25 protein-coding genes and 1 tRNA gene are annotated in these 22,952 nt (G+C 70.2%); 13 read left to right on the top strand and 13 right to left on the bottom strand.

Annotation, left to right across the window (positions count from 1 at the left end; translation table 11 throughout):
• Positions 1–6: 6 nt before the first annotated feature.
• The 3 genes from ACO2Q3_RS26660 to ACO2Q3_RS26650 all read right to left on the bottom strand — a co-directional run bounded on the left by ACO2Q3_RS26660 (position 7) and on the right by ACO2Q3_RS26650 (position 1,437).
• The gene (locus tag ACO2Q3_RS26660) at positions 7–651 is read right to left on the bottom strand and encodes a lysozyme inhibitor LprI family protein (protein WP_423312314.1); all 645 of its coding nucleotides are present in this window, start codon (positions 649–651) and stop codon (positions 7–9) included.
• Between the two features lie 79 nt (positions 652–730).
• The gene (locus ACO2Q3_RS26655) at positions 731–889 is read right to left on the bottom strand and encodes a hypothetical protein (protein WP_423312312.1); all 159 of its coding nucleotides are present in this window, start codon (positions 887–889) and stop codon (positions 731–733) included.
• A 332-nt stretch (positions 890–1,221) separates the two neighbouring features.
• Complete coding sequence (locus ACO2Q3_RS26650; RefSeq protein WP_423312310.1) at positions 1,222–1,437, bottom strand: hypothetical protein; 216 nt, start codon at positions 1,435–1,437, stop codon at positions 1,222–1,224.
• A 159-nt stretch (positions 1,438–1,596) separates the two neighbouring features.
• Between ACO2Q3_RS26650 and ACO2Q3_RS26645 the strand changes: the two genes are divergently transcribed.
• Positions 1,597–1,815, top strand: a complete 219-nt coding sequence (locus ACO2Q3_RS26645; protein WP_423312308.1) for a hypothetical protein — start codon at positions 1,597–1,599, stop codon at positions 1,813–1,815.
• 115 nt (positions 1,816–1,930) lie between these two features.
• Positions 1,931–2,305 (top strand): hypothetical protein, encoded by a 375-nt coding sequence (locus ACO2Q3_RS26640; RefSeq protein ID WP_423312306.1) that lies wholly within the window; start codon positions 1,931–1,933, stop codon positions 2,303–2,305.
• A 44-nt stretch (positions 2,306–2,349) separates the two neighbouring features.
• Here the strand turns inward: ACO2Q3_RS26640 and ACO2Q3_RS26635 are convergent, their stop codons facing one another.
• Positions 2,350–3,342 (bottom strand): GlxA family transcriptional regulator, encoded by a 993-nt coding sequence (locus ACO2Q3_RS26635; protein ID WP_423312304.1) that lies wholly within the window; start codon positions 3,340–3,342, stop codon positions 2,350–2,352.
• A gap of 83 nt (positions 3,343–3,425) precedes the next feature.
• On the opposite strand from ACO2Q3_RS26635, the gene ACO2Q3_RS26630 reads away from it, so the two are divergent.
• Genes ACO2Q3_RS26630 through ACO2Q3_RS26615 form a run of 4 tightly spaced genes read left to right on the top strand, consistent with a single transcriptional unit; the run spans position 3,426 to position 5,636 of the window.
• On the top strand, positions 3,426–4,064 hold the full coding sequence (locus ACO2Q3_RS26630) for an HD domain-containing protein (RefSeq protein WP_423312302.1): 639 nt from the start codon (positions 3,426–3,428) through the stop codon (positions 4,062–4,064).
• Positions 4,065–4,094: 30 nt separating this feature from the next.
• Positions 4,095–4,520, top strand: coding sequence for a cupin domain-containing protein (locus tag ACO2Q3_RS26625; protein ID WP_423312300.1), 426 nt, complete (start codon positions 4,095–4,097; stop codon positions 4,518–4,520).
• A 4-nt stretch (positions 4,521–4,524) separates the two neighbouring features.
• Positions 4,525–4,995: a carboxymuconolactone decarboxylase family protein gene (locus ACO2Q3_RS26620; RefSeq protein ID WP_423312298.1), complete on the top strand. Its 471-nt coding sequence runs from the start codon at positions 4,525–4,527 to the stop codon at positions 4,993–4,995.
• Positions 4,992–5,636 (top strand): HD domain-containing protein, encoded by a 645-nt coding sequence (locus tag ACO2Q3_RS26615; protein WP_423312296.1) that lies wholly within the window; start codon positions 4,992–4,994, stop codon positions 5,634–5,636. The genes ACO2Q3_RS26620 and ACO2Q3_RS26615 overlap by 4 nt, the downstream gene beginning before the upstream one ends.
• A 134-nt stretch (positions 5,637–5,770) precedes the next feature.
• On the opposite strand, the gene ACO2Q3_RS26610 is transcribed toward ACO2Q3_RS26615, so the two are convergent.
• From ACO2Q3_RS26610 to ACO2Q3_RS26600, 3 genes are read right to left on the bottom strand one after another with little or no spacing between them, the layout of a single operon-like run.
• Entirely contained in the window at positions 5,771–6,550 is a 780-nt protein-coding gene (locus ACO2Q3_RS26610) for a molybdopterin-binding protein (RefSeq protein ID WP_423312294.1), read from the bottom strand.
• Complete coding sequence (locus tag ACO2Q3_RS26605; protein ID WP_423312292.1) at positions 6,547–7,386, bottom strand: cytochrome b/b6 domain-containing protein; 840 nt, start codon at positions 7,384–7,386, stop codon at positions 6,547–6,549. The genes ACO2Q3_RS26610 and ACO2Q3_RS26605 overlap by 4 nt, the downstream gene beginning before the upstream one ends.
• Positions 7,387–7,418: 32 nt before the next feature.
• Positions 7,419–8,042: a hypothetical protein gene (locus ACO2Q3_RS26600; protein WP_423312290.1), complete on the bottom strand. Its 624-nt coding sequence runs from the start codon at positions 8,040–8,042 to the stop codon at positions 7,419–7,421.
• Between the two features lie 357 nt (positions 8,043–8,399).
• Here ACO2Q3_RS26600 and ACO2Q3_RS26595 point away from each other — a divergent pair, with 357 nt between their 5' ends.
• Both ACO2Q3_RS26595 and ACO2Q3_RS26590 read left to right on the top strand, forming a co-directional pair.
• Positions 8,400–9,614, top strand: coding sequence for a pilus assembly protein TadG-related protein (locus ACO2Q3_RS26595; RefSeq protein WP_423312289.1), 1,215 nt, complete (start codon positions 8,400–8,402; stop codon positions 9,612–9,614).
• A gap of 64 nt (positions 9,615–9,678) precedes the next feature.
• Positions 9,679–9,870, top strand: coding sequence for a hypothetical protein (locus ACO2Q3_RS26590; RefSeq protein ID WP_423312287.1), 192 nt, complete (start codon positions 9,679–9,681; stop codon positions 9,868–9,870).
• Between the two features lie 645 nt (positions 9,871–10,515).
• Here ACO2Q3_RS26590 and ACO2Q3_RS26585 read toward each other — a convergent pair.
• Positions 10,516–10,956: a hypothetical protein gene (locus ACO2Q3_RS26585; protein ID WP_423312285.1), complete on the bottom strand. Its 441-nt coding sequence runs from the start codon at positions 10,954–10,956 to the stop codon at positions 10,516–10,518.
• A gap of 72 nt (positions 10,957–11,028) precedes the next feature.
• Positions 11,029–11,364, bottom strand: coding sequence for a hypothetical protein (locus tag ACO2Q3_RS26580; RefSeq protein WP_423312283.1), 336 nt, complete (start codon positions 11,362–11,364; stop codon positions 11,029–11,031).
• A gap of 95 nt (positions 11,365–11,459) precedes the next feature.
• On the opposite strand from ACO2Q3_RS26580, the gene ACO2Q3_RS26575 reads away from it, so the two are divergent.
• Entirely contained in the window at positions 11,460–11,756 is a 297-nt protein-coding gene (locus ACO2Q3_RS26575) for a hypothetical protein (RefSeq protein ID WP_423312281.1), read from the top strand.
• Positions 11,757–11,854: 98 nt separating this feature from the next.
• Here ACO2Q3_RS26575 and ACO2Q3_RS26570 read toward each other — a convergent pair.
• Positions 11,855–11,930 (bottom strand) — tRNA-Ala (locus tag ACO2Q3_RS26570).
• A gap of 164 nt (positions 11,931–12,094) precedes the next feature.
• On the opposite strand from ACO2Q3_RS26570, the gene ACO2Q3_RS26565 reads away from it, so the two are divergent.
• From ACO2Q3_RS26565 to ACO2Q3_RS26555, 3 genes are all read left to right on the top strand, one after another.
• Positions 12,095–12,406: a YggT family protein gene (locus tag ACO2Q3_RS26565; protein WP_423312279.1), complete on the top strand. Its 312-nt coding sequence runs from the start codon at positions 12,095–12,097 to the stop codon at positions 12,404–12,406.
• Complete coding sequence (locus ACO2Q3_RS26560) at positions 12,396–12,677, top strand: DUF167 family protein (RefSeq protein WP_423312332.1); 282 nt, start codon at positions 12,396–12,398, stop codon at positions 12,675–12,677. The genes ACO2Q3_RS26565 and ACO2Q3_RS26560 overlap by 11 nt, the downstream gene beginning before the upstream one ends.
• 77 nt (positions 12,678–12,754) lie before the next feature.
• Positions 12,755–14,956, top strand: coding sequence for an AsmA family protein (locus ACO2Q3_RS26555; RefSeq protein ID WP_423312277.1), 2,202 nt, complete (start codon positions 12,755–12,757; stop codon positions 14,954–14,956).
• A gap of 297 nt (positions 14,957–15,253) precedes the next feature.
• Here ACO2Q3_RS26555 and ACO2Q3_RS26550 read toward each other — a convergent pair whose 3' ends face one another.
• The 3 genes from ACO2Q3_RS26550 to ACO2Q3_RS26540 all read right to left on the bottom strand — a co-directional run bounded on the left by ACO2Q3_RS26550 (position 15,254) and on the right by ACO2Q3_RS26540 (position 18,902).
• On the bottom strand, positions 15,254–16,642 hold the full coding sequence (locus ACO2Q3_RS26550; protein ID WP_423312275.1) for an MFS transporter: 1,389 nt from the start codon (positions 16,640–16,642) through the stop codon (positions 15,254–15,256).
• Positions 16,643–16,926: 284 nt separating this feature from the next.
• The gene (locus ACO2Q3_RS26545; protein WP_423312330.1) at positions 16,927–18,219 is read right to left on the bottom strand and encodes a TadE/TadG family type IV pilus assembly protein; all 1,293 of its coding nucleotides are present in this window, start codon (positions 18,217–18,219) and stop codon (positions 16,927–16,929) included.
• A 53-nt stretch (positions 18,220–18,272) separates the two neighbouring features.
• Complete coding sequence (locus ACO2Q3_RS26540; RefSeq protein WP_423312273.1) at positions 18,273–18,902, bottom strand: response regulator; 630 nt, start codon at positions 18,900–18,902, stop codon at positions 18,273–18,275.
• Between the two features lie 95 nt (positions 18,903–18,997).
• On the opposite strand from ACO2Q3_RS26540, the gene ACO2Q3_RS26535 reads away from it, so the two are divergent.
• Entirely contained in the window at positions 18,998–22,534 is a 3,537-nt protein-coding gene (locus ACO2Q3_RS26535; RefSeq protein ID WP_423312271.1) for an EAL domain-containing protein, read from the top strand.
• Positions 22,535–22,952: the final 418 nt, after the last annotated feature.

The raw sequence follows: 22,952 nt of genomic DNA, 5'->3' as shown, positions 1-22,952 counted from the left end.
GGCGCCTCAGGCCCCGCCGCACAGGTGCTCGGCGTCGGGCAGCGCCCAGGCCATCAGGGTGCGCAGGTCGGCCGAGGCATAGACCTTGCCCCGCTCGTCGCCCGGCGGGCAGTCCTCCGGCAGCGACGCCAGGCAGACCACCGCCGGATCGCCGGCCCGCGAGGCCTCGATGCCGGGCACGCGGTCGTAGCTCACCTGCCGCGCGCCGTTGGCGAACACCGCGGCGCTGCCGCTGTCCGGCTCGCCCTCGAAGCGGTTGGTCCTGACGCTCTCGCGGGTCAGGCTGCACTGGCCGACCACGGTGGGCAGGCGCCCCGGCATCGGCGCGGCGCCGCGCATCCAGTCCAGCCGGGCGCGGATGAACGCCTTCATGCAGGGGCGGTCGGCGCCGCAGCCGGCGTCCCGCGCCCGCAGCCAGCCGCGCTGCTGCTGGCGCAGGTCCGGCTCGCGCCGCAGCCGCGCCTGGTAGGCCTGCGACAGGGCCAGATCCAGCGTCGCCAGGCCGGCGTCGCCGCAGATCGCCTTTTCGGTGGGCGTGCCGGCCCGGGCGCAGTCGAAGCTGGCCTGCGGCGCGGCGCCGGCCGTCGGGGCCGCGGGGGTGACACAGAGGGTGGCGGCCAGCAGCAGGCCGCCGACGAGGGCGCGAGGCATGGGACGGCGCTCCGGATCGGGGGTCCGCCATCCTCGCCGCCTGGCGCCGGGCGTTACAAGCCCTGATCGGCGCCGGCGTTCAGCGCCAGTAGAGCCAGGTGGCCTGGGCCACCACGCCCATCAGCACGGCGAACAGCGCCGCGCCGCCGCCGATGAACAGCCGGTCGGCCATCGGCGCCTTCGCCACCGCGACGCGCGCGCCGCGCCGGCTCGTGCTCGTCTCCTGGATCGTCCCCATCGCGGGTCCTCCCTCTCGCTGCCGCAGCCTAGGCGCCGGAGGGCGGGACGGTCGCCTCCTGGCGCCCATTGGTCGCGCCCGCGCGCCCGGGCGCCGCATTTCCGGGCAGATTTGGCAGGCAAAGCGCCCATTCCCGCGCGACAATCGGCGGCGCCCCTCTGTCGGTTCGCCGACCGACACTCACCTACCGCTGTGTTATGACCGGCGCGCCTTACTCGACATGAGGCGACTCCGGCGGGCGGCCTGCCTCCACAGCAAGGCCGTCCGCCACCTCATCTCCCGGATGTTCCGCTCCAGTTGAGCCGCCAGCGCAGGCGTCACACAGTCTTGTCCTAAGCCTCGCCTTGCGCCGGCTCGATCGCCAGCGCCTTGTCGTCCAGGTCGGCCGCCCCATCGCGCAGGATGCCGGCCTGCAGCTTCAGCAGCCGCCGCTGCAGCGAGCGGGGCAGGGCGTCCGCCCGGTCCGCCAGCGCCTCGGCCGCCCCACGGACGCGCGCAGCCCCGGCGCGCAGGGCTGCGGCTTTGCGGGCTTCGTCGTCGATGGTCATGCGGAACTCCTGGGCGGTCTGGGGGGAGGAAGCTTGGGGGGAGGATCGCGCGTGCGGCGCCGCGCTGCAACCCAGACTGCTGACGCCGGGCGGCGGCAATGTGGCCGAGTTGGCGCAAAAGAACGCCGCAGGTTGTGGCCCCTCGCCGACGGCGGCGTCATGCCCGATGGGGAAGCCAGAGGCTGGGGGGCCAAGGCGATGATTGCCGAGCGAATTCAGATCGCGCCCACGCGCGCGGCGCGCCGGGCGGCGGACGGGACGATCACCTCCACGATCGACCCGATGATGTCGGCGCTGGCGAGCGCCGCTCCCGCCGCCCGGCGCGGACTTCTCGGCCTGCTGCTGCGGGCCGCCGCCACCGGCGGCGCGATCAGCTAGGCCGGGCGGCCCCCGGCGCCCGCCTCACGACCGGCCGCTCGGCGTGGGGGCGGCGCCACAAATCCGCTGGCGTTTGCGCTAGACTGGCGCGGTCCGCCGCCGGAACCTTGCCGCCATGTCCCGTCAAAGCCTGTTCTGCGCCCTTCTCCTGGCCGCGACCTGCGCCGCCGCCGCGGCCAGCGCCGCCGAGTCCGGGCCGCAGCCCGGCACGGGCCAGCCTGCCGGCGGCCCGCCGAAGCTGCATCTCGCCCGCCCCGCCGACGACTTCGCCAGCCCCTACGCCTCGCCGGCCCACCAAGCCGGCCCCAACCTCGGCCACACCGCCATCGAGCGGCGCCTGGCCGGGGACGGCCTGACCGGTTCGGTCGGCTACCTGTGCGGCATCGACCTCTACGAGCCCGACCGCTGGCAGCGCGGCGCCGGCCCCGACAGCTCCGCCGGCCACAAGGGCACCTTCCTGGGCGCCAAGCTGGGGTATGCCTTCAAGTAGCCGTGGCGGGCGGCCGGAGGCCGAGGCGCCCCACCGGGCCGCCGTCAGGCGATGACGGCGTTCTGGGAGCGATAGGCGGCAGGGGAGACGCCGAGCTGGCGTTGGAAGGCCCGCCGGAACGTCTCCACGTCGGCGAAGCCGCAGTCCGCGGCCACGATCTTGGGAGGCTCTCCTTGCTCCAGCAGGCGGCGTGCGGCCTCCACCTTCATCTCCTCGACCCAGGCATGGGGCGTGACGCCGATCTCGTCCCGGAAGAGGCGCGCGAAGTGGCGCGGGCTCATGCCCGCCCGTTCGGCCAACTCGGCCACGCCGTGTCGCCCCTGGGGATGGGCGACGACCCACCGCTGGATGTCCTGCAGCACCGAGCGTCCGGCAGGGTTGGCCTTGCCCCCACGGCTGTACTGCAACTGCCCCCCGGGCCGGCGGAAGTACATCACCAGGTGGCTGGCGACCTGGCGGGCGAGTTCGGCGCCCAGGTCCTCCTCGACCAGCGCCAGCGCCAGGTCCAGGCCGGCGGTGACGCCTGCCGCGGTGCGGACCTTGCCATCGCGCACCTGGATCGCGTCCACCTCCAGCGCCACCTGCGGGTAGGTGCGGGCGAACTGTTCGGCGAACGCCCAGTGGGTCGTGGCCCGGCGTCCGTCCAGCAGCCCTGCCTCCGCCAGCAGGAAGGCGCCGGTGCAGACCGAACCATAGCGACGCGCGCCCTTGGCCGCCTCGCGCAGCGCTTCGAGCAGTCGGGGCTCACGGCCGCGGCGCGGCAGATTGGGCGCGCCGGCGACCAGCAGGGTATCGATCAGGTCAGTCTCGTCGCGCCCCAGAACGCCGTCCGTAGCGACGCGCAGGCCGGAGGACGTGCGGATCATGCCAGGGGCGGAGCTCAGGAGGCGGACCTGATATTCGGGTCGGCCCGCCTGCACGTTGGCCTCCGCGAACACATCCGCGGGGCCGGACACATCGAGCAACTGCACCCCTTCCACCGCCAGGATCGCGACCTGCCGGGCGCGCGTCGAAGCCGTGTCCGATCCTGAGGCCATTTGGCAGATTTAGCAGGAAAACGGCGGATCACGCCAGAGCGAGCGGTCGTAGGGTGCCGCTGTCGCTCCCGTGGAGACACGCCGTGCCATCGCTGGATTCCGCCGCCATTCCCGACAGCAAACTTGCCCGGGCCATCACCGAGTTCGTTCGCGACACCGAGACGGAGCTCCTCTTCAACCATTCGAGCCGCGTCTACCACTTCGGCGCGCTGACCGGGGTGCGCCGCGGGCTCAGCTTCGACCGTGAACTGCTCTACGCCGGCGCCATGTTTCACGACGTCGGCCTGATGCCGAGCCACGCCAGCCACGACGAGCGTTTCGAGGTGGACGGCGCACATGCCGCCCGGGATTTCCTGCGCAGCCACGGCGTCCCGGAGGCCGACGCCTACACCGTCTGGACCGCCATTGCGCTGCACACCACGCCGGGCGTGCCCGTGCACATGCATCCGGTGGTCGCCTTGGTGACGGCCGGGGTCGAGATGGATGTGCTTGGCCTGACCTACGGCGATTATTCCGAAAACGTGCGCGAGGCCGTCACGCGCGCCTACCCACGGTCCGCCACCTTCAAGGAGGACATTATCCAAGCCTTCTACGAAGGCGTCCGGCTAAAGCCCCAGACGACGTTCGGCAACGTGAAGGCTGACGTGATCGCCGACAAGGAGCCGCACTTCCAGCGCGGAAACTTCTGTCAGGTGATCCGCAGCTCCCCCTGGAGGGCGTAGGCGATGCCGGCGTGCAGGAGGAGAAAGCCCATGAAGGCCAGGATCATTGTCGCCGCCGTTTTCGCCCTGCTCGGCGTCGGGCTCTCCGGCCCGGTCGTGGCCGATGACGGCCGCGCTGAAACCGTGGCGCCCCGGTTCAATCAACCTATCCCCAACGTCCCCGGCAAATCGCTCGTCGTGGTGGAGGTCGACTATCCGCCGGGCGCGGCGTCGCCGTCGCACACCCATGCCAGGTCGGCCTTCATCTACGCCTATGTGCTTTCGGGCCGTATCGAGTCGAAGGTGAACGACGGCGAAGCCCGGATCTACACCGCCGGCGAGAGCTGGTCCGAACCGCCCAACGCCCACCATCAGATCAGCCGCAACGCGAGCAAGACCGAAGCGGCCAGGCTGCTCGCGGTGTTCGTCGTGGACACCGGCGACACGGCGCTCACCACGCCCGATGCGAGGAAATAGACCGATGACCCAACGGCTCGACTACAATCAGGTCGCCCCCGATGGCGCCAAGGCGCTCGGCGGCGTTTATGGATACGTCCAGCGGAGCGGCCTGCCGGCCGGATTGGTGGACCTGGTCTATCTGCGTGTGTCGCAGATCAACAACTGCGCCTACTGCCTCGACATGCACACCCGCGCCCTGCTCAAGAGGGGCGTGTCGCCTGAAAAGCTTGCCCTGCTGCAGGCCTGGCCGGAAGGCGGCGCCCTGTTCGACGAAGCCGAGCGGGCCGCCTTGGCATGGGCGGAAAGCGTTACGGGCGTGGCCGAGACTGGCGTGCCGAGCGCCGCCTACGACGCCGCGCGAAGCGCCTTTGACGAGAAGCAGCTGGTCGACCTAACCCTCGCGATCAGTCTGATGAACGCCTACAACCGCATGGCCATCAGTTTCCGGAACACGCCGCAAGCCGTTCAGGACGCGATGGAGCCCCGGCCGTGACGGTCACCGAGATCGCCGGCGTCAGGATTCCCGACAGCGCCCTGGCGCGCCAGGTGACGGCGTTCGTCCGCGACACCGAGGGCGACCTGCTCTTCCACCATTCGGCCCGGGTCTATGCCTGGGGCGCACTGACGGGGCGCAGGCAGGCGCTGAGCTTCGATCCGGAGTTGCTCTACGCCGCGGCCATGTTCCACGACCTCGGCCTCACCGCCCGCTACGAAAGCAGCCAGCTACGCTTCGAGGTCGACGGGGCGAACGCGGCGCGCGATTTTCTCCGCGGACACGGCGTCTCCGAAAGCGATGTCGAGACGGTGTGGACCGCCGTCGCCCTGCACACGACACCCGGCATTCCGGAATTCATGCGCGCGGAGGTCGCCTTGCTGCAGGCGGGCGCCGGGATGGATGTCGCCGGCCGGGGCTACGACCATTTCACCGACCTCCAGCGCGAGGCCGTTGTCGCGGCCTTTCCGCGGGAGGCCGATTTCAAGCAGGGTATTCTCGACGCCTTCTACCAGGGCCTGAAACATCGCCCGGGCAGCACGTTCGGCACCTTCAACGACGACTTCCTGGCCTGCCGGGATCCCCACTTCCGGCGGGTGGACATGTGCAGCGTGATCCTCGCCTCGCCTTGGGCAGGCTGACGCGACACAGGGGCGCCGCCCTAGAGCCTTTTAGGGTCAGATGGAAACATCTGACCCGTATGAAAAGGCTCTATCTTCAAAAGTTTAGAGCATGTTCGGGCGGCGAAACCGCGTACACTTTCGCCTAACATGCTCTAGATCCCCGCGTACCACTGATAGCCGCGGTCTTCCCAGTAGCCGCCGCGGCCGCGGCCCAGCTTCGCGAAGCTGTCGATGGCCTCGATGCGCATGACGTACTTGGCCATTTTGTAGCCGAGCTGGCGCTCCAGCCGCAGGCGGATCGGGGCGCCGTGGGCGACGGGCAGGGGGGCGCCGTTCATCTCGTAGGCCAGGATGGTCTGGGGGTGGAAGGCGTCGGCGATGGCGATGGTCTCGTAGTAGTCGCCGCTGCCGTCCAGGGTCAGCTCCAGGGTGTCGGCGCAGAAGAAGGCGATGTACCGGGCGGCCGGCTTCAGGCCGGCGCGCGCCAGCAGGGGGCCCAGCCGGGCGCCCCGCCACTGGGCGATGCCGCTCCAGCCTTCCACGCAGTCGTGGCGGGTGATCTGGCTGCGGCCCGGCGCGGCGCGCAGGTCGGCCAGGGAGAGGCTGAGCGGGCGCTCCACCAGCCCGCCGATCTCCAGCTTCCAGTCGGCGAAGCCGCCGGCGGCCAGGGCCTGGTAGGCGTCGCTGTCCGGCGCGGTGGTGCCGTTGGCCTTGAAGTCCTTGCTGATGTCCGCCGGCGTGAACTCCCGCGCCAGCGCCCGCGGGCCGGCCAGCATCCCCTGCACCCGCCGGGTCAACGTCTCGCCGGAGTCCAGGGTGCGGTTCACCGGCTGGGAGGCGGTGATCCGCTCGCACGCCGCCAGGCCCAGGCCCAGCGGCGCGGCCAGGGCGGCGCGCAGCCAGGCCCGGCGGTCGTTGTCGGGTGGGGTCATGACGGCGCCTTGTCGGGCCGGATCGGAAACCAGCCGGTGATCATCGCGCGCATCTCGCCGATCGGCCCCGACAGCAGGATCATCGCCAGGTGCACGGCGGCGAACAGCACCAGGGCGCTGGCGCAGAGGAAGTGGATCGTGCGGGCCGACTGCCGGCCGCCGAACGCCATCGGCAGGACGGGAACCACGGCGTCGATGGTCGGCGACATGCTAAGCCCGGTGGCGACCATCAGCGGCAGCAGGCCCAGCACCACCGCCAGGTAGGTCAGCTTCTGCAGGCCGTTGTAGTCGCGGGCCGCCTCGCCGTGCGGGAACTTCAGGCGCAGGTGGCCCCAGGCCGTACGGCCGAGACCGGCGAGCTGGGCGCGGGTGGGAACCAGCACGCGGACCAGCCGCCCGCTGACCAGGCCGGAGCCGAGGTAGAGCGCGCCGTTCAGGGCGAACACCCAGGCGAAGAAGAAATGCCAGCGCCGGCCGGCGCCCAGGTCCAGGCTGGACGGCAGGGTCAGCCAGGGCGGAAAGGCGCGCACCGACTCCTGCCCGTCCGCCAGGCGCGAGACGCCCAGCACGCCGGTGACGTCGAACCTGCCCCCGGGCAGCGTCAGCACCCCCCGGGACGATCCGTTGGCGGCCTGCACCGCGTCGATGGCGGCGAAGGGGTGGGCGAAGGTCGAGGCCTCGCCCCAGTAGAAGGCCGGATGGGCGCAGAGGATCTGCAGGCCGCTCAGCAGCAGCACCGCCAGGCTCGCCAGATTGACCCAGTGGGTCAGCCTGACGACCAGCGGATGGCGCCACACCAGGCGGCGCCCGTCCGCCAGCAGCCGGTCCTGACGCATGACCTTCGCTCTCCCCGCGCCCGTCCGGGCCATCACATCGGCGGCGCCTTGCCCGCTTCGCCAATGGCCACGCCATTGGTGGCCAGGGTTCCGGCCGGCGTCCTGATGGCGACCAGGAACACCCTGGTGCCCGGCTTCACCATCGACCGGTCGCCCGGGGTGATCTGCACGATCGGCACGTTCGGCGGCACCACGATGTGCCGCGTGCCGGTGGCATAGCTGACGTCCAGCTCGCGGCCGTGCGCGCCGGCGGTGACCTTGCCCACCGTGCCATTGGTCATCATCGAGCCCTTCTTCAGGTCCCAGCCATAGTGGCCCTCGCCCATCTTCACGCCGGGCGGAAACACGTGGACTTCCAGCGAGCGGCCCGCGCCGTTGGCCTGGGGCATCTCGGCCGTACCGATGAAGCTGCCCGGCTGGATCGCCTCCACGGTGACCGGCTTGGTGACCTGCACCGACCAGTCGGGAGACAGGGCCACGCTCAGCGGCTTGCCGTCCCGCCCGGTGATCTTCAACCCGTTCGGCGCGACGGCGGTGACCGTGCCGCGAACGATCTGCGGCGCCGGGGGCGCGGCGGGGGCCGGGGCCGGCTGGGCCAGGGCGGAGGCGGCCGTGATCAGGAGGGCGCCGGCGACGGCGGGGACGTGCAGCTTCATGGGAGTCTCACATCTGGGGGGCGAAAGCCCCGCCTTAGTGACCTCCGATGTCCTTGGCGTCAAATTATATGTTGCACAATTCATCTGCGTCGCAAACGGTGATCCACACGGCCGCCGGGCTCGAGCAGGAGTCGAAGTCCGCGGGCCCCGAAGGCCGAAATATTGCTTGCAACAAGTCTTTGCTCGATAAGCAAATAATCAATTGTCGAGTACCCGACACGACGGCACAACAGCAGCAACCGTATGGTCAAGTTAGTTTATACAGAGACTTTTTCTTAAGATCGCGATGGGACACATTGTCCCGTGCTGACTTGTCGCGTGATTTTGAGTGCGTTCATTCGGGACCGCGGCGGCCAGGTGGCCCTGATCGCGGCGGCGGTGACGCCGGTTCTGGCGCTTCTGACGTGCGGCGCCGTAGACCTGTCGTCCCTGTCCTTCGACCATGCCACGATGCAGGATGTCGCCGACGCCACGGCCCTGGCCGCCGCCAAGCAGCTCGGCATGGGGGATGCACAGGGGACCAGCGCCCGCGCGCAGCAGTACGCCGCCTCGATGATGGCCGACGTCGCCAAGCGGATCACCTACCAGGTCAGCGCCGTCCCCTCCTCGGACGGCACGGAGATCACCGTGGCGATCGACGGCTACAGGGATTCGTTCTTTGGCAACCTGCTGCCCCCGGGCGGCTGGAAGATCCATGTGCAGGCGACGGCGCAGACGCTGGGGCGCGTGCCCCTGTGCGTGCTGGCGCACGGCGACAAGACGAAGTCCGACCAGAGCCAGGGCGTGGTGGGGCAGAACCTTGGCGGCATGCACCTGCAGGACTCCTCGCAGATCGCCGCGCCAGGGTGCATGGCGCACTCCAACTTCGACATCAACGTCGACAACAACGCCCTGCTGCAGGCGGGGCTGGTCCAGGCCTCCGGGGTCGCCAAGGGGGCCATCTCTCCGGCCCCGCAATCCGGGGCGCCGGAGATCGAGGATCCGTTCAAGGACATCGACGTTTCCGTGCCTTCCGGCGGCTGCTCGGCCCAGGCAGGCCCGGCGGTGAAGTATACCGGCGCCAGCGTGCTGCCTGCGGGCGTGCATTGCGGCGGGCTGCAGATCACAGGCGATGCGGTCCTGACCCTCGCCCCGGGCGAGCACTATTTCGTCGGCGACGTCACGATCGACCAGAACGCCCAGGTCACCGGCGACGACGTGGTGCTGATCTTCGACAGGAACTCCAGGTTCGACTTCAAGGGCAATTCGTCGGTGTCGCTGAAGGGCCGGCGCGAGGGCGCCCTGGCCGGCTTCGTCGCCGTGACCACGCGCACCAACGGCCATGTGTTCCACATCTCCGCCCCGCACGTCGACCAGCTCCTGGGGACCATCTACGTGCCCAACGCGACGCTTCAGGTGGAGGGCGCCAGCCGGGTCGGCCAGGCGTCCCAGTGGACCGTGATCGTCGCCCGCCAGCTTCAGCTCAACGGCGGCCCGACCCTGGTGATCAACGCCAACTACGCCGGCTCCAGCGTGCCCGTGCCGGGCGGCGTCGGCCCCAACAGCCCCGTGCAGGTGGGGCTGAAGAAATGACCCCCGCGCGATCGCAGACCCCCTCGGGCCGCGGCAGGGCCGGGCGCCGGGCGCGGCGCCGCTGATGGAGAGCCGCGCCTACATCCTGCACACCATCGCCGCGAACGAGCGCCTGCTCCGCCGCTTCCGCCGCGCCCTGGCCGACGAGGCCGCCAAGCCGACGGTCGACCTCAGCCTCTGCCGCCGGATCCGCCGCGCCATCCGCTCCGGCCTCGCCGTCCAGGAAGCCCGCCGCGCGCAACTGGCGAAGTCGTGAGGCCCGAGCGGCCTGGGCTTGCTGCGGGGTCAAGTCGCGGGCCCAGGCCCGGGCGCGACTGCCGGGCGGCCTGGAAGATCTGTAATGTGTCACTTCAAGCCCGGCGAAAATCGACCCGTTGCAGACTTCAGGAAAGGCTCAGTTGTCGACGAACTTGCAAGAAGTCGGATAGGTTGCGCCAACGATGCGGACGGTCAGAATGGCAGAACAGCCAGATCCTGGAATTGATTGGCCCCTGCAAGCAGCGCGGTCGATGCTCGAACACGGCGCTGCCATTCTGGACCATCTCAATGCGATGACAGACTTAGTTGCTCGCACGCTTCCAGACGGACAGGCTCGAGAAGCACGCCGTACGCTCGCTGACCTCATGTCGCTTCTGATTGTTCAAGTCGAACGGCCTATCGTGCGTCAACATCCTGAGCTTGATCCTGAGCGATCACAAGGTCGCTAGAGGTCGGCCTTCCGAATGCCGATGCCTGCAAACCACCCTCCCGCGAAATTCGCGGGGTCCGCTTGTGGCCGATCCGGCAGGGGGCAGGCGGAACGTCCGGTTGCGGCGTCGTCGCGTACGGGGCAAATCGACCCAAGTCGGACGCTACGGCCCTCCAAGCGCCCGCACAACTCGGAGCGCGCGCAACGGCCCCGTCATTGTGGTCTCGAATAGTCGACCTTCGCCTCGCCGAAGTGCTTCGTTATAATCAACGGTCGTCGCTCATGATAATCAGCGCGGGTTATCTGATCTGGATAGATTAGTTCGAGTGAAAAATTCCCGCTTTCAACGACATACGTCATTGCACTCCATTGGCAATTGCCGGCCGTGGATTGCCAAATTTCCCAAAACTCATAAATGAGATCCATAAGAGGGTTGGGAGAAAATTTGTATCGAACGGCTCCTACGTCATTTTCATAGAAAATGTCCGAGGAAATCACCCCATCTTCGACCTCAGAATGAACTATCAGCTTCCCGCACAAATCCTCGGCTGAACTCAGAGCGAGGCGGCCGATCTCCTGGTACATTTCTTCGACGGTCAGCGCCACGTGGGGTTCATCCAATTCGGCTTGGCTGGATCGGCCAAAATCAACCATGCTCGCAACGCTTCGGCAATGACTGCAACCCACCCTTCTCAGACATTCGCGACGTCCGCTTGTGGCCGCGCATCAATCGCCCGGCGGCCACAGTCGCTGCCGCCCCATGCCGTCGATGCTGACGCCGGCGAGGGGGGCGCCGCGCTGGCCGTGGTCCTCGCAGCGGAAGACGATGCGGTCGATGGTCACGTCGGCCTTGCCGCGGGCGATCAGCATGTCGATCAGGCCGTGCGGCTGGCGCAGCGCGGTGCAGGCGGGGCAGTTGACGGTCAGCGTGGCGTCGAGCGCGCGCAGCTCGCGCGGCGTCGGCGGCCTGCGGCGGCTGACCAGGTCGCGGCAGAGCTCGGCGCGCTGGGCGGCGGGAAGCCGGGGGATCGCGGCAGGGGGCGGGTCCCCGTTGGCGGGCATCTGGGGCGCTCCAGGGCGGTTGTCGGGCGCCGAAACCTGACTCCGCGCGCCCGGGGAGTCTAGCGGAATGTTCCGTCTTTGTTCACGCTGGACGCATGGGCCAAAGGAACATCGACAGGGCGCCGATCCGCATGCGCTACCACCACGGGCGCACCGTGGCGGACATGCTGGGGAACCGCTGGCAGGTGATCTCGAAGTGCCGGACCTGCGGGCTGATCATGCTGGTCAACCTGCGCCTGGTGATCCTGGTCAGCGGCCCCGGGGTGTCGCTCTGGAACCGCCGCGCGCGGTGTCGGCGGCTGGGCTGCGCCGGGGTCGTCGACTTCCAGGCCATGGCCCCGGGGATGGACGGCTTCCAGCCGCTGGAGATCGATGACCGGGCGGCGCCGTGACCCAGCGGACGTCGCGGTCGCGGTCATGAGAAGATCTTGCGGGGCGGCGTTCCGGGGTGGGGATGCGGCGGCCAGGCCGCCAAGACCCCAGGGGTCCCTGGTGGAGCCGAGGGGAGTCGAACCCCTGACCTCCTCATTGCGAACGAGGCGCTCTACCAACTGAGCTACGGCCCCCCTGCCCAGGGTCGGGAGGAGCGGCGCACATAAAGGCTCCCGCCTTGGGGTGTCAAGTTGGGGAAGCGGGGTCGCCGCACGGTTCTGCAAGGGGCCTAACGGCGCCAACCTTGCAAAGGTCGCCTGTCGGGCCTAGCTAGCGCGCGGCGCAACGGGATTTTCAGATGGCTTCCCTGCTCTACTTTGTATTCCTGGTCATCCACTGGCTGATTGGAGCACTTGTTTTCGTGCTGATCGCCAATGCGGTGATCAGTTGGCTTGTAGCATTCGAGATCATCAATCTCCGCAATCGCGCAGCCTACCAGATCGTCACGTTTCTGGACGCCGTCACGCGGCCGATCCTGCGTCCGATGCGCCGTTTGATTCCCACGCTTGGCGGCGTGGACATCTCCGCGGTGATCCTGATCATCCTGCTTGAGGCGATCGATCAGGCGTTCATCGTCAGGCAGATGATCCACTACAACTCTGCGTATTAGGGTTCGGCTGACGCCGCGCGGCGGGCGCGACGCCCTGGAAGGCTGGGGCGCCGATGCGGCCGGGCAGGTGTTCCTGAAGGCCAGGGTGCGGGCCGCCCCCACCGAGGGCGAGGCCAACGCCGCGCTGGAGGCGCTGGTGGCCCGGGCTGCGGGGCGGCCGCGCTCGGCGGTGCGGGTGGTGGCGGGCCACACGGCGCGGCTGAAAACCCTGCAGATCGAAGGGCTGGAGGCGGCCGAGGCGGCGGCGATCTTCGGCGCTCCGCCTGGTTAAGCCTCGGTCCCACCGATGTTTTTTCGAAAACCAGCGGGGTGCTGACGCGTTGAAGGGGCTTGAGAAAGGCCCCGCTGATGCCGACGAAGCCCGCCCACATCTATCAACAGCCCGCCGGACCCCAGCCCCGGCGCGGCGATCCTCGCCCCGCGCCCGGCCGCGGGCCGCGCGGCGGCGCGGGCCTGGGCCGTCCGGAGGTGACGGCGCCGGGCGGAACCGCCGGGGCCCGTCCCGCGCGGCCTGAGCCGCTGAGCGTCGGCGAGCGCTGGCGCCGGGCGCCGCTGTGGTCGAAGCTGCTGGCGGCGCTGGCGCTGCTGGTGGCCGCGGTGGTGTTGTTCTTCCTCTATGTGTTCCAGTGGAACTGGCTGCGCGGCCCGCTGGCGCACGAGATGTCGGCCCGGCTGCACCGGCCGGTGGCGATCACCGGCGACCTGAAGGCGCACATCTGGTCGTGGTCGCCGCGCGCCGAGGTCAACGGCCTGGTGGTCGGCAACCCGGCCTGGGCCGGCAAGGAGCCGATGGCGCGGCTGCCGCGGCTGACGGTCAGCGTCCACCTGCCCGACCTGCTGCGCGGCAAGACGGTGCTGCCGCTGGTGGAGGCCGACCGGCCCGACGTGCGGCTGCAGCGCGCGGCCGACGGCCGGGCCAACTGGAACTTCGCCAACGACAAGGTGGCCCAGCCGCTGCGCCTGCCGGCGATCCGCCACTTCGTGATCGCCGACGGCCAGCTGCGGCTGAACGACGAACAGCGCAAGCTGGTGTTCGTCGGCACGGTCAGCTCCAACGAGCAGGTGGTCGGCGCCGGGCGCGGGACCTTCGTGCTGGACGGCAAGGGCACGCTGAACGCCGCGCCGTTCAACGCCCATGTCACCGGCGGGCCGCTGCTGAACGTCGACCCGAACCGGCCCTATCCGTTCAACGCCCAGGTCAGCGCCGGGGCGACCCGGGTGCTGGCGGTGGGGACCATCCCGCACCCGTTCGACCTGTCTCGGTTCTCCTCGCAGCTGAAGCTGTCGGGCAATGACCTGGCCGAGCTCTATCGGCTCACCGGCCTGGCCCTGCCCGCCACCCCGCCCTATGCGCTGAGCGGCGGTTTCGCGCGGGTGGACAGCCAGTACGCCTTCCGCCGCTTCTCCGGGCGGGTCGGCGATTCCGACCTGGGCGGCGACGCCACGGTGGACATCGCCACCGGCCGCCCGTTCCTGAAGGCCGACCTGGTGTCGCGCCGGCTGAACCTGGCCGACCTGGGGGCCCTGATCGGGGCCGCGCCGCGCGACGTGCGCCACCACACGGTCTCGCCGGCCCAGGCGGCGATGGCGGCCAAGCTCAAGGCCGAGCACCGCATCCTGCCGGACGCGAAGCTGGACCTGGACCGGGTGCGCGGCATGGACGCGCGGGTCAGCTACCGGGCGCAGACGGTGCAGGCCAAGGGCCTGCCGATCCGGCAGGTGTCGCTGAAGGTGAACCTGGACCACGGCCTGCTGACGGTCGATCCGCTGGCCTTCACCCTGCCGCAGGGCCAGATCGCCGGCCTGATCCGCATCGATGCGCGCAAGGCCACGCCGGCGGAGGCGATCGACATCCGCCTGACCGGCGCCAGGCTCGAACAGCTGGTGCAGGCCGGGGCCAACCCGCCGATCGAGGGGACCATCCTGGCCCGCGCGAAGCTGTCCGGGGTCGGGGATTCGGTGCGCAGCGCGGCGGCGAGCTCCGACGGCGTGGTGACCGTGGTGGTGCCGCACGCCCAGCTGCGCCAGGCCTTCGCCGAGCTGCTGGGGATCAACGCCACCAAGGGCCTGCTGCTGCTGCTGTCGCACAACCAGGACCAGACGCCTGTGCGTTGCGCGGTGGCCGACTTCCACACCCAGAACGGGCTGATGACCGCCGACCGCATCGTGCTCGACACCGGCGTGGTGCTGGCCCAGGGCCGCGGCGCGGTGAACCTGCGCGACGAGACGCTGGACCTGCGGCTGGATGGCAAGTCGAAGAAGTTCCGCCTGGTGCGGCTGGCCGCGCCGATCACCGTCAAGGGCCGGCTGGAGGCGCCGCAGGTGGGCGTCGACGCCGGCAAGGCCGCCGGCCAGCTGACCCTCGCCGGGGCGCTGGGCGCCTTCGTCAACCCGCTGGCGGCGATCCTGCCGTTCGTCGACCTGGGCCTGGCCAAGGACGCCGACTGCTCGGCGCTGCTGAGCCAGGCGCACGTGGACGGCGCCCCGGTCACCCGCGCCCAGCAGGCCCAGGCCCCGCACGGCAAGGCGAAGCTGGCCCCGGCGCACTGAGGGTGTGGTTCTCTTCCCCCGCTTGCGGCTAGGGGATGCACACATCGGCGAAGGGGCTCGGTAACGCCTCCCTTCTCCCCTTGCGGGAGAAGGTGGCCCCCGTCAGCGGGTCGGATGAGGGGTTGATGGGGCCGTCGTGACTATCTCGGCGACGGCGGCGCTGCGCCAATCGGAAAGGCTTGCCGACCCCTCATCCGTCTTGCTGCGCAAGACACCTTCTCCCGCAAGGGGAGAAGGGCTTTCGCAACGAGACATCAAGATGCGTTAATCGCCTAGCGCTTGCGGGGGAAGAGGGCGCTAGTGCGACACCGCTTCCAGCGAGCGGCCGCCGGTGCGCGGGCCGAAGGCGCCGATGGCGACCACCACCACGCCCATGGCCGCAGCGATGAAGCTGAACACTCCGACGTTGCCGAAGGCGCCCAGCAGGGCGGCGATGATCAGGCTGGAGAACACCGTGGACAGCCGGCTCCAGGAATAGACGAAGCCCACCGCCCGGGCGCGGATGCGGGTGGGAAACAGCTCGGCCTGGTAGGCGTGGTAGGCGAAGCTCAGCAGGTTGTTCGACAGGGTGATGCCGACCCCCAGCGCGATCAGCACGACCGGCGCGCTCTGGCCGGCGAAGGTCAGGCCCAGGCCGGCGGTCGCCAGGGCGGCGGCGACGATCAGGTGCTTGCGCTCGAACCGGTCGGCGAACAGGCTGCACAGCAGCGGGCCCGCCGGGTAGGCGAAGGCGATGATGAAGGCGTACTGCAGCGACTTGGTCACCGCCTGGCCCTGGCCGGCCAGCAGGGTCGGGACCCAGTTGCCGAAGCCGTAGAAGCCGATGGTCTGGGCGGCGTTGAACACCGACAGCATGATCGTCCGCCCCAGGTAGGGCGGCTGGAAGATCTCCAGGAAGCGGCCTTGCGGCTCCGGCGCGGCGTCGGCGGCGGGCGCCGGGGCGGGCAGGGGCCGGCCGGTGCGGGCCTCGATGCGCTGCTCGAGGCGGGCGACCACCGCGTCGGCCTCGGCCAGGCGGCCGTGCTGCGCCAGCCAGCGCGGCGATTCCGGCAGGCCGATGCGGATCACCCAGACCACCGCGGCGGCGAGGGCGCCCAGGATCATCACCCAGCGCCAGCCGGCGACGCCGAACGGGGTCAGCGGGATCAGCCGCCAGCAGGCGAAGGCGACGATCGGCACGGCCAGGAACTGGATCGCCTGGTTCAGGGCGAAGGCCCGCCCGCGCAGCGCCGGCGGGGTGATCTCGGTCACGTAGGCGTCGATGGTCACCAGCTCCACGCCGATGCCGATGCCGGAGATGAACCGCCACAGGTCCAGGTGGGCGGCGCTCGACTGGCCGGCCATCACCAGGGTCGCGGCGGTGTACCAGATCAGCGAGGCGGTGAAGATCGCCCGCCGGCCGAAGCGGTCGGCGACCTGCGAGAACACCATCGTGCCCAGGAACAGGCCGGCGAAGGTGGCGGCGGCGAACATCGCCTGGTCCGACAGCCCCAGCAGGCCCTTGGCGCCCACGTGGAACACCCCCGCCTTCACCAGCCCGGGGGCGATATAGGCGGTCATCATCAGGTCGTAGAATTCGAAGCAGCCGCCCAGCGAGATCAGCAGCACCAGGCGCCACACCGCCCAGCTGGACGGCAACCGGTCCAGCCGCGCCGCGATCGTCGCCGCGCTCGGTGCGTCCGCCATGCCGTACTCCCTGTTCCGCCCGCGGCCTAACTGGCGGCAATCCCGCCGCCTGTCATCCCCTCACGTCAGCGCCCACCTCCCCCTCGTCACCCCGGACAAGGGCGCGTGAGCGCCCGCCGATCCGGGGCCGGCGGTTCGGCCACAAAGACGACATCCGGTGGAGCGCGGCGCGGTCCGCGGCCAGCGCCCTTCTTCTCGGATGCGGCCCGGCCGGCCCCGGGTCTTCGCTGCGCTGCGCCCGGGGTGACGAGGTGGAGGGGAACGGCGCCGAAACGCCGCCGCGCCTATCGCTGCAGCTTCACCTTGGCCACCGCGCCGGTGGCGCCGACGCCGTTGGGCACGGGCACCGAGGACGAGGCGTAGTTGGCGTTGATCACCAGGTTGGGGCTGCCGCTCATCTGGATCGACTTGGCCACCACCACGGTCCAGGCCGACTGGTCGGCGACGCGGTTGTTGGCGCCGGTGACCTTCAGGACGGCGCTCGGGATGTACACCGTGCCCTCCAGGCGTCGGGCGCTGTCGCTGGAGATCTCGAACGTGCCGACGTTGTCGCGCGTGGTCATGATCACGAAGCCGGCGTATGGGCCGCTCGTGGCGCCGGTGAGGTCGATGGTGGAGCTGTCGTCGAACTGGAACTGGGCGCTGTTGTCGAAGATCAGGGTGACGTTGCTGCCCTTCAGCACCGCGTTCTGCTGCAGCTGCAGCTGTCCGGCGTGGAAATAGTAGGTCCCGCCGGGGGTCAGCTGCAGGGTCTGGCCCTGGCGCACGGTGATGTTGCCGCAATAGGGGGTCGGCGTCGCCAGCAGGATGTTCAGCCCGGCCGTGAGGTTGGGGATCGGGGTGCACAGGTTCAGCAGCGGCTTGCTGATCGTCATCGAGGCGAACGGATCACCGATGGTCGGCGCGCCGTTCTGGGCCTGCGGAGTGATCGCGCCGGTGGCCTGGCCCGAGGCCTGGACGATGCCGGCGGTCAGCTGCGCCGAATTGGTGACCTGGATGTCGCCGTTCGACTGCACCAGGCAGGTGGCGGCGGTGGTCTGCGCCTGGTTGGTCATCTGGATCGTTTGGCCGCCGGTCTGCGAGGCCAGCACGCACAGCGGCGTCAGCCCAAGGGTGGCGGCCGTCGCGCTGACGTGGATGTCCCAGCCGCCGGGCGGCAGCAGGTTGCCGAAGAAGCTCTCGCGGTGGCCGTCCAGCCTGACGGTGACCTGGCTGTTGTCGGGGCTGAAGCTGGTGGTGACCCGGTAGGGCACCCGCGGCATCACCTGCGGGATCTGCGACTGCACGAAGCTGTCGGCGCGCGCGGCGATGCCGGCCTGGGCGCCGATGCCCAGCTGCTTGGCGGCATCCAGGGCGGCGGCGTCGGCGGCGTCCTGCATCTGCGAGTGGTCGGTGGACAGCGAGAACAGGTCGACCGCCCCGCAGGCGAGGATCGCCACGGTCGGCGCCGCGACGGCGAAGACGATCGCCGTGCCGCCCCGCTGGTCGCGCAGCCAGCGCGCCAGACCCCGGGCGAGAGCGCCTCGCCGCCGCCCGGCGCGGGCCGGCGCACCCATTTCGGGTAGCTGAGTTTTCACACTCAAGAATTGAATTTCTGCAGGGGCCTCGCGCGGGGCGGTCTTTCCCCGGATCAGGCCGCCTTCTCGGCCGGCGAGGGCGAGAGCACCTCGTCGGCGATGCGGGCGAAGTCGGCGGCCAGCGGCCGCAGCGACGGCTGCTGGCTGAGGGCGGCGGTCAGGAAGCGCGAGCTTTCCAGCGCCAGGCGCTCCAGCTGGCGGGTCAGCTGCGCGACCATGTCGCCGCCGCCGTCCTGGCCGGCCGCCAGCAGCTGGGCCTCGCTGAGCGCGGCGCGCTGCACATAGCGGATCTGGTAGCTGAGCAGCCGCCAGTTCAGCGGCTTGACCACGAACGAGGTGGCGCCGGCCTGGAAGGCGCGGTCGACCGCGCCGACGTCCTCGCGGCCGGTGACCACGATCACGGGCAGGCGACGCCAGGTCTCGCTGGCGCGCAGCCGCTCCAGCACCTCGAAGCCGTCGAGGGTGGGCATCTCCAGGTCCAGCAGCATGATGTCGGGCTGGAAGGCCTCGATGACCCGCAGCGCCTCCTCGCCGTCGGCCGCCGTGGCAACCGTGGCGTGCTCGGTGGTAAGATTAACAACCGCGAATTCCCGCAGGATCGGGTCGTCATCCACGAAGATGATCTTCAGCGCGTCCTGCAGGACATAGAAGAAGGTTCCGTCTTTATCGGGCGGCGACGACATGCGCGGGCGAGCTTCTGCACTGAAATGACACTGTTCATTAAACCGGGAGTCATTAATCCCGCGTAACCCGTTGGGGTTCTGGGGAAACGGGGTTGTTGAACTTGGGGCAGACGGGGTCGAAACCGGCGGGCCGGCGCAGGTCCATCCGTGGCAAGCTGACCGCCCTGGTGCTGGCCTCCGTCGGCCTGGCCGTGGCGCTGGTGGCCGGGATTTCCGCGGTGCGGGATGGTCAACGCGACACCGTGCTGGCGGCCGCCCGCCTCTCCGACACCGCCAAGGTGATGGCCTCGCTCAGCGCCGACGCCGTGGCCGCGGGGGACCGCCCCCGCGCCTACGCCGTGATCCGCTCGATCGTGCTGATGCCGGATGTCGACTATGCCCGCATCGAGGGCGCGAACGGGGCGCTGCTGGCCGAGACCGGCTCGGGCCAGCGCCTGACCCGCGACATCAGCGGCAAGGCGGGCAGCCAGGGCTTCAGCCTGGCGCTGCTGGGCTCGCATACGGCGCAGTTCGGCGCCCCGGTCACGGTCGGCGGGCGCACGGTGGGCCAGGTGGTGGTCTCCGGGCGGATCGGCGATGGCGGCCAGCGGCTGCTCTCCAGCCTGCTGATCAGCCTGGGCGCGACCCTGGCGGCGGCGATCGCCGGCCTGGCGGTGGCGGCGCGGCTGCAGCGGGGCATCTCCGGCCCGATCGGCGCCCTGACCCGTTCGATGGCCGAGATCACCGACAGTCACGACTATGCCCGCGACGTGGCCGTGGCCGCCGACGACGAGGTGGGCGAGCTGGTGGACGGCTTTCGCCGCATGCTGGGCGAGATCCGCACCCGCGACGCCGCCCTGGCCGAGCACCTGGCCGGTCTGGAGCGCACGGTGGAGGAACGCACCGCCGACCTGCGCGAGGCCAAGGACGCCGCCGAGAGCGCCAACTCGGCCAAGAGCGACTTCCTGGCCACCATGAGCCATGAGATCCGCACGCCGATGAACGGCATCATGGTGATGGCCGAGATGCTGGCCGCCGGCGAGATGCCGCCCAAGCAGCGCCGCTTCGCCGAGGTGATCGCCAAGTCCGGCTCGAGCCTGCTGGCGATCATCAACGACATCCTGGACTTCTCCAAGATCGAGGCCGGCAAGCTGGAGCTGGAGGCCGCGCCGGTGGACGTCGCCGACGTCGCCGAGGACGTGCTGAGCCTGTTCTGGGAAAAGGCCCGCTCCAAGGGGCTGGACCTGGCCGCCTTCATCGACCCGGCGACCCCGGCGCTGGTCAGCGGCGACGCCGTGCGCCTGCGCCAGGTGGTCGGCAACCTGGTCAACAACGCCATCAAGTTCACCGAGGCCGGCGGGGTGATGGTGCAGGTCGCGCCCAGCGGCGAGGACCGGCTGCGCATCTCGGTGCACGACACCGGCATCGGCATCGCCCCCGACAAGATCGCCGGTGTGTTCGGAGCCTTCACCCAGGCCGACCAGTCCACCACCCGCAAGTTCGGCGGCAGCGGCCTGGGCCTGGCGATCTGCAAGCGCCTGGTCGAGGCGATGGGCGGCGGCTTCAAGGTCAGCAGCAAGCTGGGCAAGGGCTCGGTGTTCGCCTTCGAGATCCCCGCCCCGGCCCTGGAGCCGGCCAGGCCCTGGCCGCTGTTCGAAGAAGGCCAGGCCGTGGCGGTGGCGGTGGCCGGCACGTCCACGCCGGGGGTGCTGGCGCGCTACCTGAAGGCCTCGGGCCTGGCGATGGCCGGGCTCGACGCCGCGGACGCCCGGCTGGCGATCGCCGACGCCGAGACGCTGAAGGCGGCCCCCCGGCTGGCGGCGCCCACCGTCTGCATCGGCGAATACGGCGACAGCGCCCCGGCGACGCTGCAGCGCGAGGGCCGCGCCGACCTGGTGCTGGTCCAGCCGCTGCGCCGGCGCGAGCTGGCGGCGACGCTGGAGCGGGTGCTGGCCGGCGCGTCCATCGCCGAGGCCCTGACCGAGGAACGCGCCGCCGCCGCCGCCCTGCCGACCTTCACCGGCCGCCGGGTGCTGGTGGCCGACGACAGCGCGGTCAACCGCGAGGTCGCCCTGGAGGCCCTGTCGCGCCTGGGGATCGAGGCCGAGGTCTGCGTCGACGGCCGCGAGGCGGTGGTGGCCACCCTGGCCGGCGACCGCTTCGACCTGGTGCTGATGGACGGCTCGATGCCGGACATGGACGGCTACGAGGCGACCCGCGAGATCCGCCGCCGCGAGGCCGAGGAAGACCGCGCCGCCACCCCGATCATCGCCCTGACCGCGCACGTGGTCGGCTCGGCCGCCGAGGCCTGGCGCGACGCCGGCATGGACGGCGTGCTGCACAAGCCCTTCACCCTCGCCGCCCTGGCCGCCGCCCTGGGCCGGTTCCTCGAGCCCTCGGCCGCCGCGCCCCTCGCGGCGCTGGCCGCACCGGCCGTTCCGGCTGCAGCAACGCCCGCGCCCGCCCTGGCCGGCGGCCTCGCCGTTTCAGACCTGCTCGATCCGCAGGTGGCCAGCGAGCTGGCCCGCATGGCGGCGATGGGCAAGGCCGACTTCGTCGATCGCGTGCGCCGGCTCTATCGCGAGAACGCCCCCGAGGCGGTCAAGGGGGTGATCGACGCCTCCGTCGCCGGCGACGCCGAGGCCACCGCCCGGGCCGCGCACGCGCTGAAGTCGATGAGCCTGAACATGGGCGCCCGCGTCGTGGCCGAGAGCGCCGCGCGCATCGAGGCGCAGGCGCGCGAGCTGGGCGTGGTCAACGTCGACCAGGCGCAGATCCTGCACCGCCAGCTGCTGGCCACCCTCGACGTGCTGGACGGCTATCCGCCGACCCAGCCGGCGGCGCAGCAGCCCCCGACCACCGCCGACACCGAGGAACAGGCGCTGCTCGACGACCTGGCCAAGGCGATCGCCAACGACGAGCTGGCCCTGGTCTATCAGCCGCAGTTCGACCGCGACGGCGAACAGATCACCGGGGTCGAGACGCTGCTGCGCTGGAACCATCCGGTGCGCGGCTTCGTCAGTCCGGCGCTGTTCATCCCGCTGGCCGAGCGGCACGGCATGATCGGCCCGATCACCCAGTGGGTGCTCGACCGGGCGATGACCGAGACCGAGGGCCTGGGCGACAGCCTGGTGATCAGCTTCAACGCCTCGGCGGTGGAGTTCGCCGACCCCTCGTTCGTCGACGAACTGTCGGTGCTGATCGCCCGCCGCCGCTTCGACCCGCGCCGCCTGGAGATCGAGGTTACCGAGACCGCGGTGCTGGCCGAGGAGGACGAGGTCCGCCGCAACATGGCCCGGCTGCACGAGCTGGGCCTGAAGATCGCCCTCGACGACTTCGGCGTCGGCTATTCCTCGCTCAGCCACCTGCGGCTGTTCCCGTTCGACAAGCTGAAGATCGACCGCGCCTTCGTCACCGGCTGCGCCGACAACGTGCAGTCCGCCACCCTGGTCCACGCCGTGGTCGCCATCGGCCGCTCGCTGGGCATGAAGGTGGTCGCCGAAGGGGTGGAGACGGAGTCGCAGCGCAAGTTCCTGAAGGTCGCCGGCGTGCACGCCATGCAGGGCTACCTGTTCGCCCGCCCCGAACCCATCGCCGCCCTGCGCGCCCGCCTGGGAATCGGCGAGGAGGCCATGCGGGCGTCGGCGTCCTAGAGCATGTTAGGCGAAAGTGTACGCGGTTTCGCCGCTCGAACATGCTCTAAACTTTTGAAGATAGAGCCTTTTTATACGGGTCAGATGATTCCATCTGACCCTAAAAGGCTCTAGGCCCCCTCCACCATTCGCCCTGCGGACGAATGGTCCCCTCCCCCGTTTCACGGGGGCGGAGCGCAGCGTCTCAGCCTGTTATCCTCCCTCGCGGAGCGCTAGGGGATGCACACATCGTGGGTTTGATGACTCTGGTGTGAGTGGCGTGGGTTTTGAGTGATGTGATTCAGTGTCGTTGTCTTTGGATCGGGAGTGGACGTCGATGCTGGGTATGGAGTTTTGGCTGGGGTCGTTCGGTGACGAGCGCCTGGTAAAAAGGGGGGCCATCTGCTTGAGCGGATGGTGTCTTGCCAGAGTGTCTGTC

The sequence above is a fragment of the Caulobacter sp. KR2-114 genome (assembly GCF_049446115.1).
Lineage (GTDB): Bacteria > Pseudomonadota > Alphaproteobacteria > Caulobacterales > Caulobacteraceae > Acaudatibacter.
Note: the sequence above shows the minus strand (reverse complement) of the source record. Positions and strands in the feature narration are given on the sequence as shown.

What these genes read in the sequence shown, in the direction of transcription:
- ACO2Q3_RS26660 (WP_423312314.1), bottom strand. Translation starts at nt 651, where the DNA reads ATGCCTCGCGCCCTCGTCGGCGGCCTGCTGCTGGCCGCCACCCTCTGT.
- ACO2Q3_RS26655 (WP_423312312.1), bottom strand. Translation starts at nt 889, where the DNA reads ATGGGGACGATCCAGGAGACGAGCACGAGCCGGCGCGGCGCGCGCGTC.
- ACO2Q3_RS26650 (WP_423312310.1), bottom strand. Translation starts at nt 1,437, where the DNA reads ATGACCATCGACGACGAAGCCCGCAAAGCCGCAGCCCTGCGCGCCGGG.
- ACO2Q3_RS26645 (WP_423312308.1), top strand. Translation starts at nt 1,597, where the DNA reads ATGCCCGATGGGGAAGCCAGAGGCTGGGGGGCCAAGGCGATGATTGCC.
- ACO2Q3_RS26640 (WP_423312306.1), top strand. Translation starts at nt 1,931, where the DNA reads ATGTCCCGTCAAAGCCTGTTCTGCGCCCTTCTCCTGGCCGCGACCTGC.
- ACO2Q3_RS26635 (WP_423312304.1), bottom strand. Translation starts at nt 3,342, where the DNA reads ATGGCCTCAGGATCGGACACGGCTTCGACGCGCGCCCGGCAGGTCGCG.
- ACO2Q3_RS26625 (WP_423312300.1), top strand. Translation starts at nt 4,095, where the DNA reads ATGAAGGCCAGGATCATTGTCGCCGCCGTTTTCGCCCTGCTCGGCGTC.
- ACO2Q3_RS26620 (WP_423312298.1), top strand. Translation starts at nt 4,525, where the DNA reads ATGACCCAACGGCTCGACTACAATCAGGTCGCCCCCGATGGCGCCAAG.
- ACO2Q3_RS26610 (WP_423312294.1), bottom strand. Translation starts at nt 6,550, where the DNA reads ATGACCCCACCCGACAACGACCGCCGGGCCTGGCTGCGCGCCGCCCTG.
- ACO2Q3_RS26605 (WP_423312292.1), bottom strand. Translation starts at nt 7,386, where the DNA reads ATGCGTCAGGACCGGCTGCTGGCGGACGGGCGCCGCCTGGTGTGGCGC.
- ACO2Q3_RS26600 (WP_423312290.1), bottom strand. Translation starts at nt 8,042, where the DNA reads ATGAAGCTGCACGTCCCCGCCGTCGCCGGCGCCCTCCTGATCACGGCC.
- ACO2Q3_RS26590 (WP_423312287.1), top strand. Translation starts at nt 9,679, where the DNA reads ATGGAGAGCCGCGCCTACATCCTGCACACCATCGCCGCGAACGAGCGC.
- ACO2Q3_RS26585 (WP_423312285.1), bottom strand. Translation starts at nt 10,956, where the DNA reads ATGGTTGATTTTGGCCGATCCAGCCAAGCCGAATTGGATGAACCCCAC.
- ACO2Q3_RS26580 (WP_423312283.1), bottom strand. Translation starts at nt 11,364, where the DNA reads ATGCCCGCCAACGGGGACCCGCCCCCTGCCGCGATCCCCCGGCTTCCC.
- ACO2Q3_RS26575 (WP_423312281.1), top strand. Translation starts at nt 11,460, where the DNA reads ATGGGCCAAAGGAACATCGACAGGGCGCCGATCCGCATGCGCTACCAC.
- ACO2Q3_RS26565 (WP_423312279.1), top strand. Translation starts at nt 12,095, where the DNA reads ATGGCTTCCCTGCTCTACTTTGTATTCCTGGTCATCCACTGGCTGATT.
- ACO2Q3_RS26555 (WP_423312277.1), top strand. Translation starts at nt 12,755, where the DNA reads ATGCCGACGAAGCCCGCCCACATCTATCAACAGCCCGCCGGACCCCAG.
- ACO2Q3_RS26550 (WP_423312275.1), bottom strand. Translation starts at nt 16,642, where the DNA reads ATGGCGGACGCACCGAGCGCGGCGACGATCGCGGCGCGGCTGGACCGG.
- ACO2Q3_RS26540 (WP_423312273.1), bottom strand. Translation starts at nt 18,902, where the DNA reads ATGTCGTCGCCGCCCGATAAAGACGGAACCTTCTTCTATGTCCTGCAG.